The organism is Paenibacillus lautus NBRC 15380, assembly GCF_004000945.1.
GTDB classification, from domain to species: domain Bacteria; phylum Bacillota; class Bacilli; order Paenibacillales; family Paenibacillaceae; genus Paenibacillus_AQ; species Paenibacillus_AQ lautus.
The window spans coordinates 1-15,417 of sequence record NZ_BIMF01000017.1; the positions used below are offsets into that span (position 1 = coordinate 1).

A 15,417-nucleotide genomic window follows, 5' to 3' on the forward strand; every position below is an offset into this window, starting at 1 on the left:
TGCAGCGCCGGGGCCATGCGCACGCTTGCCGCAACGGCGGCAAGCTGCTCGGCCGTGACGCCGCCCGGGCGGAGCACCGTGACGGCGCCGTCTTCGCCGACTTGTACCACCGTCGACTCGACGCCCACCCCGGCCGGGCCGCCGTCGAGCACGCCGTCGATCGCCCCTGCCAGATCCTCCAGGACATGGCTGGCCAGCGTCGGACTTGGCCGACCGGAACGGTTCGCGCTCGGCGCAGCCAGCGGACGCCCGGCGGCGCTGATCAAAGCCAGCGCCACGTTGTGATCCGGCATCCGCACGGCAACGGTGTCGAGCCCTGCCGTCACACGAGGGGATACTGCTCCCGGTTTAACGGGCAGTACCAGCGACAGCGGCCCAGGCCAGAACCTTGCCATCAGCGCCCGTTCCGTCTCATTCACATGACGGACCAAGCCGTCGAGCTGAGTCAGCTCCGAAATATGCACGATCAATGGATTGTCCGACGGCCGGCCTTTTGCGGCAAAGACGCGCTCAACCGCTTCGGTATTGCCGGCGTCTGCGCCAAGCCCGTAGACCGTTTCCGTCGGAAAGGCCACCGTTCCGCCGAGCTCGAGCACCTGCCCCGCTTCCCTGAGTGCCTGCTTCGCTTCCTTCTCCGAGCCCAAGCCCTCCCTGGAAAGCGAGTTCGAGACGTGCCACACTTGGGTTGATTTTGCAGCAGCATGGCGGAAGCCGTTATCCCGCTGCTGGTTAAGTTCCATGCCGTTCTCGTTCTGTTCCATACCTATCCCAAACTTTCTGTATATGAAATATATAAACTTCAATGCGAGTTTTGCCTATGTCCCAAAATAAAAAGCGCTTTTCGTTCTTCAGTCCCGTGCCGGTTCCCATTCAAACCAGTCGCGCCAAAGAGAAAGCACTCTTCTACATCAAAGTTTATCATACCGGGTCAGGATTGAAAATCAGCTCGCTCATAATCTTAGAACAAGCTTACCACCCAGTTCCAAATGCCAAGGAACATATCCCACAAGAAGAAGCGGACCTCCGGTTCGCTATCGCCTGCATTCTTCGGAGTTTCCTCTTGAGAAGCCTCACCAGACTCAGCAGAAACCGTTTGAATACCTGTGTCAACAGGCTGCGCCGCCGCATCCCCGCTGCCACCATCGATGAAACAAAGCGGCGGGAACAAGACGCACCACCAGTTCTGCCCTTGACCTTCCCCTAAAGTAATCCGCAGCGCATCATAATCGCCGGCCGGATACACCGTGCCCCCATATAACTTAGTCGGGAATGGTACGACGCCAAGCTCTACGGTGTAACTGTACGTAATTCCTCTTTTCTTCAACTCTTCACCCACCAATTGGCGGATTTCCGGAAGATGCTGCCGGGTTAATTCTTTGGCGTCCTCCAGGCTTTGCGGGTTCTCCAGCTGCAGGACCCAGAGCTGCATTTGCTCAACGACCGAATCACGAATCTCTCGTTTGACCAGCTGATCGGACGGGCTATCGGAATTCGCCAGAATGCGAAGTCGTATCGATTCCTGGGGGATCGGACCGCCCACAACGGAAGCATCAATCTGCTGTCCTTCCCAAGCCATGATGACCATAAACATACAGGATAAGAGCACAACCATTTTTTTCACGATAATACGGAGGGTTTCACTATAATTTTTCATCTCGGACAACCGCCTCTCTATGACGAAACTCTATGATGCTATCAGTATGTCCGCCGGAAAAAGATATAAACGTAGAATCTAGCAATTTGATATAAAAATCATAGATGGGTGCGGCACGAACCAAAAAAAGATGCGATCCCCATTCGGAATCACATCTTCGCCTAGCTCGATTATTTAGTTTATCTGTTTTCCATGCCCACATTTTTAAACTAGAGTTGGAGCGGTTATTGAGCTTCCCGCAAGGAAAAGTTTAGGCCTGCTTAGAAGCTGCCGGGCGATATGCATGCGGATCAGGCATATCTTCCTCCACTTCTTGTCCATGCAGCTTCACGCTCATGGCTACCCCCAGACTGGCCATACTGATCACAAGGGAAGTTCCCCCGTAACTGATGAAGGGCAGCGTAATCCCGGTCAGCGGCATTAAGCCGATAAACATGCCGATATTCTCGAAGATCTGATATAAGAACATAGCCACGATCCCTATAATGAGAAACGGTCCCGCACGCTCCCGGGATTCCAGGGAAATCAGGATCAGCCGATGGATCAGGATGAAATATAACAGAAGCAGAATGGAAGATCCGATAAAACCGAATTCCTCGGCAATCTGCACAAATATGGAATCGGAGTACGCATAAGGAACTCTGCCCGACTGGATCGACGATCCCTGCATGTAACCCTCGCCGCTCATACCGCCCGAGGCGATGGCAAGCTTCGCATTCGTTGTATGGTAGCTTGCCTTGGCGGTCGCCTTCTCCGGATAGAGCCACGGATCAATCCGTTCCACCCAGTGCGGCTTCAAAATTTTCGATTCCAGCAGCTCATCATGATAATGAATATAGGCCTGCGCGCCGCCGAAGGCCACGCCTGCCACAAGCGCAAGCCCAATGAGCGCATGGGAGAACTTGACGTTCCCGATCCAGAGCAGCCCCAGCAAAATCACGACATAACTGAGCGCGTTACCCAAATCATTCTGGGCCATGACGAGCACAAAAGGCACGAATGCCAAAAGTCCAATCGGAACAACATCCTTCCAGAAGGACAGCAGCGGTTTGTTTTTGCGCACCAATACAAAAGAAAGGAAAATAATCAGGATCAGCTTGAACAATTCGGCAGGCTGTATACTTAAACTGCCAATGTAAATCCAGCCTTGCGCGCCGTTGATATCCTTACCGATAAACATAACAAGGACCAACACGGCCAATCCGCCCAAGTAAATATATTTAGCATATTTAATCAACAACCGGTAATCCAGCAGGCTTATTCCAAAAAAAGCAATGAAGCCGACAATGTAAAAAGCAATCATGCGGAGATGAGAGCCCTCAAATTTGGTGTCAACGGTTGTGCTGTATATCGACGTAATGCTGATACCCATCATCAAAACCAGTACGAAAACAATAACGTAATCCATCTTCTTAAATTTCTGAAGCATTCTTTATGGTCCCCCTGTGCCCGGAGCTGTTAGCCCCCCGGTTTGCCTATACAGGCATATAACGATTAATCGGAAAGAAAGTTTGACGTCGCTATCGTTGATACAAATGATACCCGTTAAAAACGTCTAACGGCAGCATTACAATGGAGCGTTTCAAGGAGTATGCCTACTAGCCCCTAATGAATTATTCTAAAAGATTTCCTTCTCTAATACAATTCACGGGCCCTCCTGTAGGTACCAACAAAAAATACAAAAGAGATGCTGCTTTCGATAGCATCTCTTTTGATTCTAAATCCGATAAACGTAAATCAAGCCTGTTTAGGTGGTGCGGAACGGTACGTTTGAGGATTAGGCATATCTTCCTCCACTTCTTGTCCATGCAGCTTTACACTCATGACGACCCCGAGACACGCCATGTTAATGATGAGCGAGGTCCCGCCATAACTAATGAAGGGGAGCGTAATCCCTGTCAAAGGCATCAATCCAATAAACATGCCGATATTCTCAAAGATTTGATACAGCAGCATGGCAACAATACCGATGATTAGAAACGGCCCCGCTTTGTCCCGGCTTTCCAATGAAATCAAGATCATCCTGTGAATGAGGATGAAATATAACAACAACAGAACGGAAGAACCGATAAAGCCATATTCCTCTGCAATTTGCACAAAAATCGAATCCGAATACGTATAAGGTACACGTGAGGATTGTACGGAGCTTCCCTGTAAGTACCCTTCTCCGCTCATACCGCCTGAAGCGATGGCCAGCTTCGCGTTGTTAGTATGGTAACTCGCTTTCGCCGTTGCTTTCTCCGGTATCAGCCATGGGTCAATCCGTTCCATCCAGTGGCCGCGGCTCTCCATGATTTTTGATTCTTTAATCTCATCATGGTAGTGGATATAGGCCTGTGCTCCACCAAAAGCAATACCTGCTACAAGCAGCAGCCCGATAAGAGCGTGCGAAAACTTCACATTACCGATCCATAACAACCCAAGCAAGATGACAATATAACTTAGTCCATTACCCAAGTCATTCTGAACCATGACAACGGCAAACGGGATAAACGTCAAGAGCCCAATCGGTACGATGTCCCGCCAAAAAGACAACTTCGCTTTATTCTTACGAATAAGAATATAGGTGATAAATATAATCAGCACTAGCTTAAACAATTCCGCAGGTTGAAAATCCACGATACCAAGATTAATCCAGCCCGTGGCATTATTTTTGGTCTGGCCGATGAAGGACGGCAGCAAAAGGGTTAATAACCCGCCGATGTATATGTGCAGTGCGTATTTATTCCATAACCGATAATCAATCAAACTCAGCCCGAAAAAGGCTGCAAATCCGAGGATATAAAAGATCGCCATCTTGATATGGTGTTTTTCGAATCCAGTGGTGTCGAGCGTGGCACTATATATCGATGTAATACTGACAACCATCAGCATCAACAGTACAAAAACGATAACAAAATCAATCTTCTTGAATTTCTGAAGCATGCTTTGGTCCCCCTGTGCCCGGAGCTGTACACACTGATTTGCCAATTGAGGTAATGTAGCGATCTGAACGACAGCAATAATTTAATCGGCTCAGCCCATCATCTATTTTAAAAGAAATCCACCCAGAACACAATTAACGGGATATTCCCAAGACATGCCTGTCAATCCCCGCCAAATCCGGCACCGTGACGATTTCCTCCCAGTGCCCTGCACTTCGCAGAAGCTCCGCCACATCCTCGGCCTGACCCATACCCAGCTCAAAAGCGATCAGCCGTGGCGGCGCTGTCAGCAAGGGCAGCTGCGCCATCATGATCCGGTACGGATTCAATCCGTCCGGCCCGCCGTCCAGTGCCGTTCGCGGCTCATAATCGCGGACTTCCGGCTGCAGCCCCTCAATATCCTCCGCCGGAATGTACGGCGGGTTGGAGACGAGGATGTCCGGGGCCATGCCCGCGAATGGCTCCAGCAGGTTCCCCTGCCGGAACTCGACATCAGCGTTCAGCTGCTTCGCATTCCGCGCGGCAACTTCCAGCGCATCGGGCGAAATATCGCTCGCATGCAAATCCCATCCTTTGGACTGCAATGCCAACGTGATGGCAATGGCCCCGCTGCCGGTGCCAATATCAATGGCCTGTAGCCTATCATTTGATCGCGGAGTGAGCCCCTGCCCATACTTCAGCACCGCTTCCACCAGCAGCTCCGATTCCGGACGCGGAATGAGAACCGCCGGCGTAACTTCAAACGGCCGGCCGTAAAATTCCTGTTCGCCGATAATATACTGCGCAGGAACGCCTTGAGCTTTGCGATTGATCGCTTCTTCCAGGGCGTGGCGGCGGTCCGCCGGAAACGGCTCCGCGAGCGCCATATAATATGAGGTTCCCGACAATCCCAGCACATGCTCCAGCAGCAGCTGCGCATTCCGCTGCGGCTCCATTACCCGCATGCCGTCTAAAAAAGAAGAAGCCTCCACAAAGGCTTCTCTTATGCTGCGCTGCGGCGTCAATTCAAATATCGTCCGCTTCAAAGCGTTATACTCCTTTTTCCATCGCTTCAGCCTGCTCCGCAAGGGTCAGCGCCGAAACGATCTCTTCAATCTCACCGTTCATCACTTGATCCAGCTTGTGAACGGTAAGTCCGATCCGGTGATCGGTTACACGGCTTTGCGGGAAGTTGTACGTACGGATCCGCTCACTGCGGTCACCTGTACCTACCTTGCTCTTCCGTTCCCCGGCATACTTCGCTTCTTCCTCTTGGCGCATCATATCAAAGATACGAGCACGAAGCACCTGCAGCGCCTTATCTTTATTGGAGTTCTGCGATTTGCCGTCTTGACACGTAGCCACGATCCCCGTCGGGATATGCGTTACGCGTACCGCCGATTTGGTGGTGTTAACGGACTGACCGCCTGCACCACTGGAGCAGAAGGTATCCACGCGGATGTCCTTGTCATGGATTTCGATATCCACTTCTTCCGCCTCCGGCATGACCGCCACGGTGGAGGTGGAGGTATGGATACGACCGCCGGATTCCGTAGCCGGAATACGCTGCACACGGTGCGCGCCGCTCTCAAATTTCATTTTACTGTAAGCGCCGCGGCCATTGATCATGAAGATCACTTCCTTGAAGCCGCCCAGATCGTTCGTGTTGACATCCATCAGTTCAACCTTCCAGCCCTGGGTATCCGCATAACGGGTATACATCCGGTACAGGTCGGAAGCAAACAGTGCCGCCTCGTCGCCGCCGGCTGCGCCGCGAATCTCGATGATCACGTTCTTATCATCATTCGGGTCCTTCGGCAGCAGCAAGATCCGAATCTTCTCCGCCAACTCGCGCTCGCGCTGGGTAAGCTCCTCGATCTCCATTTTCACCATTTCGCGCATTTCGTCGTCCAACTTTTCGCCCTGCATGGTTTTGGCAGCTTCGAGTTCTTCAATAACATTTTTATATTCAACATAAGCCTCATAAGCAGGCTGTAAATCGGATTGTTCTTTGGAATAATCCCTGAGCTTCTTGGAATCATTAGCGACATCAGGATCGCACAACAGCTCACTTAACTTCTCGTAACGATCCGCAAGGGATTGTAATCGGTCCAACAAAGGAATTCACCTCTCTAAGATATATTCCTGAAGATATGTCTTTTTGCACTCCATTTCGCATCAACAATGAAGTGTAAACGACTTTTTATTTTACCATGAAACGACGTATTTGACTAGCAGGCAGTTGACCGGACGGTAAAGGTTCTCCCCTTCAAAAAAACCACGGTCCCATGCACAAAGTGACATGGAGCCATGGCCTTTGAATCGTTCAATTGCTACACATTGAAACGGAAGTGCATCACATCGCCGTCATTCACAACGTACTCTTTGCCTTCCAGACGAAGCTGTCCGCGTTCCTTCGCGCCGTTCATCGATCCGGCCGCAACCAGGTCATCGTAAGCTACGACCTCCGCACGAATGAAGCCCCGTTCGAAGTCGGTATGGATCACGCCTGCCGCTTGCGGAGCCTTCGTTCCTTTGCGGATCGTCCAGGCACGTACTTCCTGCACGCCTGCCGTAAAGTAGGTGTACAATCCCAGAAGACTGTAAGCCGCCTTAATGAGACGGTTCAAACCGGATTCTTCCAGCCCCAGCTCCTCAAGGAACATCGCTTTGTCCTCGCCCTCAAGCTCGGCAATCTCAGCTTCAACCTTCGCGCTGATCGGAACCACGATCGCGTTCTCCGCAGCCGCGAAATCACGAACCTGCTGCACGTAAGGATTGCTGTCGGCTTCCGCAACGCCGTCCTCGCTCAGGTTAGCCGCATATAACACCGGCTTCAATGTCAGCAGGTGCAAATCACGAACAATCAGCTTCTCATCATCGCTCAGTTCCACGCTGCGCGCCGGTTGATCGTTGTAAAGTGCTTCCTTCAAGCGCTCCAGCAGTTCTACCTCCTGAGCATACTGCTTGTTGCCGCCCTTCATGTTCTTCTTCGCGCGGTCGATCCGCTTCTCCACGCTGTCGAGATCCGCAAGGATCAGCTCCAGATTAATCGTCTGGATGTCGCTGACCGGGTTCACTTTACCGTCAACGTGGGTAATGTTCTCGTCTTCAAAGCAGCGAACAACATGAACGATGGCATCCACTTCACGAATATGGGCAAGAAACTTGTTCCCGAGACCTTCCCCTTTGCTTGCCCCGCGAACCAAGCCCGCGATGTCCACGAATTCAAAAGCGGTTGGTACCGTTTTGTTCGGCTGAACCAGTTCGGTCAGTTTGTCGAGGCGCTCATCCGGCACTTCCACGACGCCGACGTTAGGATCAATCGTACAGAACGGATAGTTGGCCGATTCGGCGCCCGCTTGCGTGATCGCATTAAACAATGTTGATTTGCCGACGTTTGGCAAACCGACGATTCCTGCTTTTAAAGCCATTTATGTGACAACTCCTTATCAGGTTTACTTCTTTAATTGGTAAGTATTACACAGCTTCGGTTCTTATCGCCGAAGCTACTAATCGCCTGTTAAACAATCTTATTAATTATAGCAGATACCCGATAGACTTCAACACGAATATACTGCCATCGCTTTAATGTGGATCCCGCAAATCCCCCCGGCCATTTAAACACGAATCAGCCGTTTGGTTGACCTCAGCGCATCGATATTCGCCGCGCCGATTCCGAACATCGCCGTCCGCAGCTCCAACTCCACCTGGGCAAGCCGCTGATCCAGCGCTTCCACCGAATCGACCGCCGATCCCAGGAGTCCACGCCCGAAGCCGGCCAGATCGGCGCCAAGCGAGAGCGCTTTAGCCGCATCGACGCCGCTCTGCAGTCCGCCGCTGCCGATAAGCGCACAGGTTGGCGCAGCTTCGCGCACCTCCACGATGCATTCCGCGGTTGGATTGCCCCACCCGGCGAAAGCCTCAGCCGCAGCGCGGCGAACCGGATCCGGGCTGCGGAATTTTTCAACCTGGCTCCACGAGGTACCGCCCGCACCAGCCACGTCGATGAAGGCCGCCCCGACATTCAGCAGGTTCCGCGCCGTTTCACCATCGATTCCCCAGCCGACTTCTTTAATGCCGACCGGTACCGACAGCGTACGGCACAGATCCTCAATTCGCCCAAGCAAACGGCCAAACCGGGTATTCCCTTCCGGCTGAAACACCTCTTGAAGTCCGTTTAGATGAAGAACCAGCATGTCCGCGCCCGCGATATCCACCGCCCGCTGACAATCGTTAAGGCCAAAGCCATAGTTCAGCTGCACCGCTCCAAGGTTGGCGATAACCGGCACGCTCGGCGCACTCTCCCGGACACGGAAAGTAGGAGCAAGCTCTTCCTTCTCCACCGCGGCGCGCACGGAGCCTACCCCAAGAGCCCAGCCGCGCCGTTCCGCTGCTTCAGCCAGACGTCTATTGATCTCTCCGGTGGCCTTGCTTCCGCCAGTCATGGAGCTGATCAGAAAAGGTGTTCGTACGGAAAAATCAAGAAATGTAGTGTCCAGCTTAATATCGTCAAAGTCGATTTCCGGCAGTGCGGAGTGACGGAAGCGGTAACGTTCAAAACCTGTGGTTACTCCCACGGAGCCTACTTCCTCATTCAAGCATAAACGTACATGCTCTATTTTCCGTTCGCCCGTGGACACTTCCGGCATCAGCCTGCCCTCGGGTCTTTCCAATCCTCTGCCTGAAATGGTTTCAGCAGGTTTACCCGCAGTCTCTTTATGTTCTGAATTCATCCCGTGCCTCCTTATCCACTTCGCTCATCCTTTAAATAACCCATATATAAGCATATCATTGGCATCACAGGTTGTCCCGGCTGCATGGATATGCACATCATCCTTAAGCAACAATATAAACGACTCGATCTTCACCCATTCTACCGCATATTTTGAAAAAACAAACCCGAATATCATTCTACCCCGGCTTCCTAGGATCAACTCAGGCTCCAAATCTCACACTTTCTGAATTGCAGAAACGAAGAGTGCGTCAGAGCAGGACTTTCATGTTAATTAACGGTATATGACAGCGATAGGAGGATGGGCTATATTGGGTTTCCACCATTTCATTCATAACCGCAATTCAGAGGATCTACATACAAGCGATGCAGGCGATCCAGGGACGCAGCTCGTACCAGGGAAACCGGATACCAAAAGCTCCCGAACACGAACAGCGATTTTCATCTGCCTTGTCCTTCTTATACTATGGCTCATCGGCGTAATGGTCTATCAGACTCATAAGCCGCTACCGAAGGGGATCTCCTATGAAAGCCCGCTCTACCAGAGCGACGTTAAAATGTGGACTGACCTGACCTATCCCGGACCGGACGGTCAACCGGTACATGATCGTGAAATCGGACCACGCATCGGTCAAATTATCGATGAATCCCGAAAGTTCTTGGTTATCGATATGTTTCTGTTCAACGGCTACACCCATAAAGGTCAGGAATTCCCCGAAGTCAGCGAAGAGCTTGCCCATCGCCTTGTTTCCCATAAAAAGAAATATCCCGACATGGATATCTTCTTTATTTCCGATGAAGTGAACACCGGATACGGCTCTTATTCGCTGCCAGAATTCGAGACCATGAAGGCTGCCGGCATTCATGTGATCATCACCGATGTCGACCGGCTGCGGGACTCCACGCCCGCCTATTCCGCCGTATGGCGTACGTTCGTCCAGTGGTTCGGCCAATCGGGCCAGGGGACACTCCCCAATCTGATGGCAAACGAAGCACCTGATATTACGGTCCGCTCCTATCTGAAGCTGCTGAACGTGAAGGCCAATCACCGTAAAGTCGTCATCAGCGAGAACACCGCACTGGTCACTTCGGCCAACATCCATGATGCCAGTGCGTTCCACTCGAACATCGCCTTCGAAACGAGCGGGGACATCATCGGGGATATGCTTGCAGCCGAGCAAGCCGCCGTTAACCTTACAAGCCCCATCAAACTGCCGGAGTATGAGCCGGGCTCTAACCCACCCGTGCAACCTTCTGGTCAAGCAAACGATGTCGATGTTCGTTATTTGACGGAAGGGAAAATCTATAAATATGTTCTGGAGGCCATTGGGCAATCACAGCCCGGGGACACGCTCTGGATGGGGATGTTCTATCTGGCTGACAGCAACGTCATGGACCAGCTTCTAAAAGCCTCGGACCGTGGCGTTGATATACGCCTCATTCTGGATCCGAACCAGAACGCCTTCGGCCGGGATAAGATCGGCATCCCCAACCGTCCGGCTGCCGCTGAGCTCATCAAGAAATCCAAGGGGAACATTTCCATCCGCTGGTACAACACCGGTACAGAGCAGTATCATACCAAGCTCATGTACATTGCCAAACCGACAGGCAAGTCCGTGATTACCGGTGGGTCAACCAATTTCACCAAGCGGAATCTGGCCGATCTCAATTTGGAAAACAATCTGTGGATAGCCGCACCTAAGGATCATCCGCTCACCCGGGACCTGGACCGTTACTTTCATCGGATATGGTTCAACGAAGGCGCAGCCTTTAGTCTCGAAGCCGAGGCTTATCAGGGAAAAACGACATGGATGAAGGACATCCTGTTTAAACTGCAAAAATGGCTGGGTTTCACTACCTTTTAAAATTCTTTCAATAATTATGTATGTACGCGCATAAAGTGCCGGTATGTACCGCCAGTTACCCACCTCCACCGCTTACAGCAGAGGTGACATCAGCCGGGCAGCCGACTCCAGCAGCCGGGTCATGATTCTTTTTTTACGGGTATGATTGCGGTCGTACAGGATGGCGGATTCCAGGTCCTGCTCGAAATCGGATACCAGCCTGCCTACGCTTTCCGTATGAACGAGTAATGCATTAACCTCAAAATTAAGGTGGAAGCTCCGCATGTCCATGTTAGCTGTGCCAATGGTTGCGACCTCGCCGTCAACGATCAATAGCTTCGAGTGCATAAACCCTTTTTCATATTCATACACCCTTACCCCGGCATCCAGCAGAGCCGGAAAATAGGAGTGGGAAGCCAGGAAGGGCAGCCATTTGTCCGGTTTCGACGGAAACAGAATCCGCACATCAAGACCGGACAAGGCGGCAACCCTGAGCGCGGTGAATATGTCTTCATCCGGTATAAAATAAGGCGTAGCCAGCCATACCGACTTGCGAGCAGACACAATCATGGAGAAGAAGATGTTTTTCAGGGCTCTTCGCTCATTGTCAGGTCCGCTTGCGATAATCTGGACGGCACCGGCACGGTTCTCCAGCAAATCCGGTGAATAATAGATCGGCTCACTTGGCTGCTCCCCCGTCATGTACTGCCAATCCTGCAGAAAGACAACCTGGAGCGTTCGGACAGCCTCTCCACGAACAAGCATATGGGTATCGCGCCAGAAACCGAATGCCTTACTGCGGCTTAAGTACTCATCCCCCACATTCAATCCGCCCACGAATCCGACACTGCCGTCAATAACAACGATTTTGCGGTGATTGCGGTAATTCACGCGGCTCGTGAAGAATATCGTCTTGGGACTGCCGAATACGGCAACCTGTATGCCCGCATCCCTCATCTCCTGCAGGAAGGTAGGCGGCAGCTGCAAGCTGCCAACGGCGTCCACCATAAACCGCACGGCAACCCCTTTTCTCGCCTTCCGTATCAAAATTTCCTGGATCTGCGTTCCGATGGCATCCGGCCGGTAAATGTAATATTCCATATGGATATGATGCGTTGCCTGTTCCAGCTCCGCGATCAAGGCCTCGAAGGTCTCTTCCCCATCGGTCAGTACCCGCGTTTCGCTTGAGAAGGAAATCGGCGTCCGCGCCAGCCGGGCAGACAGCTGAAGGAGCTGCTGCACTTCCGGCTTGAAGCAGGAGACGTCCGGAGTGCTTTTGCGAAGGACCTCGCTGGTGTACACCAGGCCGTCCCTCCGCGCTTTTTTGTCGTATTTTCTCCGTTTGAAATAATTCTGTCCGAACAAAAAATAAAAGACAAGCCCGACGATCGGGACAAGTGCCAGCAGCAGAATCCAGGCCATGGTGCTGCTGGGATGGCGATTCTCCATAAAAATCATGAAGCCGATGGATACTACGGTTAAGGTGGAGAATATCCCGATAATGGTCCCGGTCGTCTTCCCGAAATAATCCATGCCAAAATAATAAAACGCGAACAAAAGCGCGGTGATCAGTACAGCCTCAATTCCCTTTCTCATGTCCGTATACCCCTTGTTTATTCATCGTTTTTCGTCTCTTTTGTATGTACGATGCCGATCACCCATATTCTACATGATCTCCCCCAGGAACTAAAGACTGTTCTCTTTGAGCCGACAAGGCCCGATGCTCAAAAATAAGATATTGACAATGCTAAAACTATTTGCTAGAAATATAACTAACGATCGTTAGTTAGGAGGATGATTATGAGTGCCGCCAACATTAAACAATCCGCCCTTGCCCACTTCGCCAAGAACGGTTACGAAGGGGCATCGCTGAAACATATCGCTGATGATTGCGGAATTAAGAAACCCTCGATTTATGCTCATTTTTCAAGCAAACAGGATTTGTTCCTGCAGGTGCTTCAGGACGTATTCCAGCGTCAAGAGGACTTGATGGTAGCGTATTTCCTCGACCATGCGGATTGGCCGCTGGAGCAGCAGCTGCACGGCTTTCTAGAAAGCCGTCTGCAAGCTTATCGCCTGGATGATGAAGTCCGGTTCTTCTTGCGGATGGCCTTCTTCCCGCCAAGCGCGCTGTATGACGAAGTGATGGGGATGGTGTATCCATTGCTGGACCAGCAGGAGGAGAACCTGTCCAAACTGCTTGCCGCAGGATGCCCGGTGCACGGACGCATCATCCGTTATCCGCGGAATGCCGCAATTGCCTATATGACCTTGCTGGACGGAATCCATCTGGAGACCGTGTACGGCGGAGAAGAACGGGCCATGAGGCGGCTCGTGGCCGCTTGGCCTGTGTATTGGTTAGGAGTAACGAAGCAAAGGTATACCCACAAGAGTTAATGTCTCCTGTTCTACGCATGATAAAGAGGCTTAAGGAGAATAGGAATCGGTAGCCGTGAGGGGTTACTGTTGTATTCATAAAAGGAGTGACAATCATAATGAATCGCAACTGGGTTTTTGTGCTGCTTGCTGGGGTGGTTGAAGTGATATGGGTTATGGGTTTGAAGCATTCCTCTAACATCTTGGAATGGCTTGGAACCGTAGCCGCCATTGCAGTCAGCTTCTATCTTATTATCGAGGCAGCCAAACGGCTGCCGGTCGGAACGGTGTATGCCGTCTTCACGGGAATCGGCACAGCCGGAACGGTCGCTTCCGAAATGCTGTTCTTCGGAGAACCGTTTAAACTGCTCAAGGTGCTTCTGATCTGCGTGCTGCTGGCAGGTGTGATCGGCCTGAAGCTGGTTACGGCGGATCATGCAGAACCGGAGGTGAGTAAGTAATGGCCTGGGTTGCTCTTGTATTTGCCGGATTATTCGAAATCGGCGGCGTCATCGGCATCAAAGGCGTGTCGGAGCGCAAGGGATGGCGTTATGTACTGATTTTGGCCGTATCTTTTGCCGCCAGCTTCTCCCTTCTCTCCTACGCCATGACCATACTGCCTATGGGGACTGCTTACGCTATCTGGACGGGAATCGGGACCGCGGGCGGCGCGATCACCGGGATGTTCCTGTTCGGGGAACCAAAGGAGTGGCGGCGGGTGCTGTTTATCGCCATGATTCTGTGCTCGGCTGTCGGCCTGAAATTGATCAGTTGATTTTTTCGTATAATTTCATAAGTTTTCAGAACCTAACGAAAAGGACGACCGTAGTAAAGTTGAAACGGTCGTTCTTTTTCATATATAATAATTCTTGACCTTATGGTCAATCCAAGAACCGCAAAGTTCTCAAGCGAGGTGAGTTATTAATTGGCTGATAAAACGGCAGAAAAACGACAGCAAATTCTCATCACTGCGATGCAGCTGTTTTCCGCGAAGGGCTCTTCGGTTACCTCCATGCAGGAAATCGCCGAAGTATGCGGGATGTCGAAAGGCAGCCTCTATCTTCATTTCAAGTCCAAAGAGGAACTGGAAAAGAGCATTTTCGAGCATATCGCAAGCCGGATTAAAGACGAGATTCTCCGGGTCGACCACGATCCGCTGCTTGCGCCCAAGGAGCAGCTGCGCAAGCAGACGGAAGTGCTTTTGATCCATTTTCTGGAGATCCGGGAATTTCTCATGAAGCAGTTCCATGATCAGATGCCGGGAAAACCGCCCTTTGACAAGGAAAACATGCGGCAGGAAATGCTCGCTGCATTGCAGTGGTTTAACAATAAGCTTAAAACCATTTATGGACCGGACGTGGAGCCGTATACGATGGAGATCGGCATGTTTATGGCCAGCATGCTGGGCTCGTATATCCGTTTCCTGTTCATGCCGGGATTCCATTTGAATGTGGGAATCACGGCAGATCACCAGATCCAACTGCTCGATGATATCGTAGCCAGCATTCTGCGCAGACGGCCCGAGCCCTTGATTCCGATGGAGGCGGTTGGGCAATTGGGCCAATTATGCCAGACCGACATCCGCACGACGCGTCACCCGCTCATCGTCATTAAGGCGATGAAGAACGAGCTCAAGAAGATTCAGGTGGAGCCGGATGTCCGGGAAGATGCAATGGAGTCGCTCAATATTATGGAGAAGGAACTGCTTGCCCTCCAGCCCAGCAGGGCCGTTCTGAAAGGAATGCTTGCTAACCTGGAGGGGATCGAGGACCTTGAAGCATTGTTTACGGAGCTCAAGGGCACCATCGTTACTGTGCTTGAAAGCTATCTTACGCCCGGTGGAATTATGCAGGGAAATGAGTCCAAGTTAGAGACATAGAGTTCTGGAGAGGAGAGAATCGCCTA

General features: G+C 51.6%; 14 protein-coding genes. 5 read left to right on the forward strand and 9 right to left on the reverse strand.

Annotated features, from left to right (window positions below):
* From PLA01S_RS23955 to fni, 8 genes are all read right to left on the reverse strand, one after another.
* Positions 1-761: L-threonylcarbamoyladenylate synthase (locus PLA01S_RS23955; protein WP_164817508.1), on the reverse strand; the 761-nt coding region annotated here is incomplete at its 3' end.
* Between the two features lie 197 nt (positions 762-958).
* Entirely contained in the window at positions 959-1,654 is a 696-nt protein-coding gene (gene spoIIR, locus PLA01S_RS23960; RefSeq protein ID WP_127594335.1) for a stage II sporulation protein R, read from the reverse strand.
* Between the two features lie 250 nt (positions 1,655-1,904).
* Positions 1,905-3,083: an FtsW/RodA/SpoVE family cell cycle protein gene (locus PLA01S_RS23965; RefSeq protein ID WP_127594336.1), complete on the reverse strand. Its 1,179-nt coding sequence runs from the start codon at positions 3,081-3,083 to the stop codon at positions 1,905-1,907.
* A gap of 308 nt (positions 3,084-3,391) precedes the next feature.
* Positions 3,392-4,579: an FtsW/RodA/SpoVE family cell cycle protein gene (locus PLA01S_RS23970; RefSeq protein ID WP_100540969.1), complete on the reverse strand. Its 1,188-nt coding sequence runs from the start codon at positions 4,577-4,579 to the stop codon at positions 3,392-3,394.
* 133 nt (positions 4,580-4,712) lie between these two features.
* Entirely contained in the window at positions 4,713-5,603 is an 891-nt protein-coding gene (gene prmC, locus PLA01S_RS23975; RefSeq protein ID WP_127594337.1) for a peptide chain release factor N(5)-glutamine methyltransferase, read from the reverse strand.
* A gap of 4 nt (positions 5,604-5,607) precedes the next feature.
* The gene (prfA, locus tag PLA01S_RS23980; protein WP_127594338.1) at positions 5,608-6,675 is read right to left on the reverse strand and encodes a peptide chain release factor 1; all 1,068 of its coding nucleotides are present in this window, start codon (positions 6,673-6,675) and stop codon (positions 5,608-5,610) included.
* Positions 6,676-6,890: 215 nt separating this feature from the next.
* Entirely contained in the window at positions 6,891-7,991 is a 1,101-nt protein-coding gene (ychF, locus tag PLA01S_RS23985) for a redox-regulated ATPase YchF (RefSeq protein ID WP_015737759.1), read from the reverse strand.
* 186 nt (positions 7,992-8,177) lie between these two features.
* Positions 8,178-9,293, reverse strand: a complete 1,116-nt coding sequence (gene fni / locus PLA01S_RS23990) for a type 2 isopentenyl-diphosphate Delta-isomerase (RefSeq protein WP_127594339.1) — start codon at positions 9,291-9,293, stop codon at positions 8,178-8,180.
* A 310-nt stretch (positions 9,294-9,603) separates the two neighbouring features.
* Between fni and PLA01S_RS23995 the strand changes: the two genes are divergently transcribed.
* Complete coding sequence (locus PLA01S_RS23995; RefSeq protein WP_246059801.1) at positions 9,604-11,157, forward strand: phospholipase D family protein; 1,554 nt, start codon at positions 9,604-9,606, stop codon at positions 11,155-11,157.
* Positions 11,158-11,229: 72 nt separating this feature from the next.
* Here PLA01S_RS23995 and cls read toward each other — a convergent pair whose 3' ends face one another.
* Positions 11,230-12,732 carry a cardiolipin synthase gene (gene cls / locus PLA01S_RS24000; RefSeq protein ID WP_127594341.1) on the reverse strand — a complete coding sequence of 501 codons (1,503 nt, stop codon included), beginning with the start codon at positions 12,730-12,732 and terminating at the stop codon, positions 11,230-11,232.
* Positions 12,733-12,936: 204 nt separating this feature from the next.
* On the opposite strand from cls, the gene PLA01S_RS24005 reads away from it, so the two are divergent.
* The 4 genes from PLA01S_RS24005 (at position 12,937) to PLA01S_RS24020 (ending at position 15,391) form a co-directional block, all read left to right on the forward strand.
* A complete protein-coding gene (locus PLA01S_RS24005; protein WP_100540975.1) occupies positions 12,937-13,533 on the forward strand; it encodes a TetR/AcrR family transcriptional regulator in 597 nt (198 codons plus the stop codon).
* Between the two features lie 98 nt (positions 13,534-13,631).
* On the forward strand, positions 13,632-13,973 hold the full coding sequence (locus PLA01S_RS24010; RefSeq protein ID WP_127594342.1) for a DMT family transporter: 342 nt from the start codon (positions 13,632-13,634) through the stop codon (positions 13,971-13,973).
* Entirely contained in the window at positions 13,973-14,287 is a 315-nt protein-coding gene (locus PLA01S_RS24015) for a DMT family transporter (protein ID WP_127594343.1), read from the forward strand. Before PLA01S_RS24010 ends, PLA01S_RS24015 begins: the two co-directional genes overlap by 1 nt.
* 150 nt (positions 14,288-14,437) lie before the next feature.
* Complete coding sequence (locus tag PLA01S_RS24020) at positions 14,438-15,391, forward strand: TetR/AcrR family transcriptional regulator (RefSeq protein ID WP_127594344.1); 954 nt, start codon at positions 14,438-14,440, stop codon at positions 15,389-15,391.
* Positions 15,392-15,417: the final 26 nt, after the last annotated feature.

Coding starts and splice junctions, on each gene's coding strand:
- spoIIR (WP_127594335.1), bottom strand. CDS start 1,654: ATGAAAAATTATAGTGAAACCCTCCGTATTATCGTGAAAAAAATGGTT.
- PLA01S_RS23965 (WP_127594336.1), bottom strand. CDS start 3,083: ATGCTTCAGAAATTTAAGAAGATGGATTACGTTATTGTTTTCGTACTG.
- PLA01S_RS23970 (WP_100540969.1), bottom strand. CDS start 4,579: ATGCTTCAGAAATTCAAGAAGATTGATTTTGTTATCGTTTTTGTACTG.
- ychF (WP_015737759.1), bottom strand. CDS start 7,991: ATGGCTTTAAAAGCAGGAATCGTCGGTTTGCCAAACGTCGGCAAATCA.
- fni (WP_127594339.1), bottom strand. CDS start 9,293: ATGAATTCAGAACATAAAGAGACTGCGGGTAAACCTGCTGAAACCATT.
- cls (WP_127594341.1), bottom strand. CDS start 12,732: ATGAGAAAGGGAATTGAGGCTGTACTGATCACCGCGCTTTTGTTCGCG.
- PLA01S_RS24005 (WP_100540975.1), top strand. CDS start 12,937: ATGAGTGCCGCCAACATTAAACAATCCGCCCTTGCCCACTTCGCCAAG.
- PLA01S_RS24010 (WP_127594342.1), top strand. CDS start 13,632: ATGAATCGCAACTGGGTTTTTGTGCTGCTTGCTGGGGTGGTTGAAGTG.
- PLA01S_RS24015 (WP_127594343.1), top strand. CDS start 13,973: ATGGCCTGGGTTGCTCTTGTATTTGCCGGATTATTCGAAATCGGCGGC.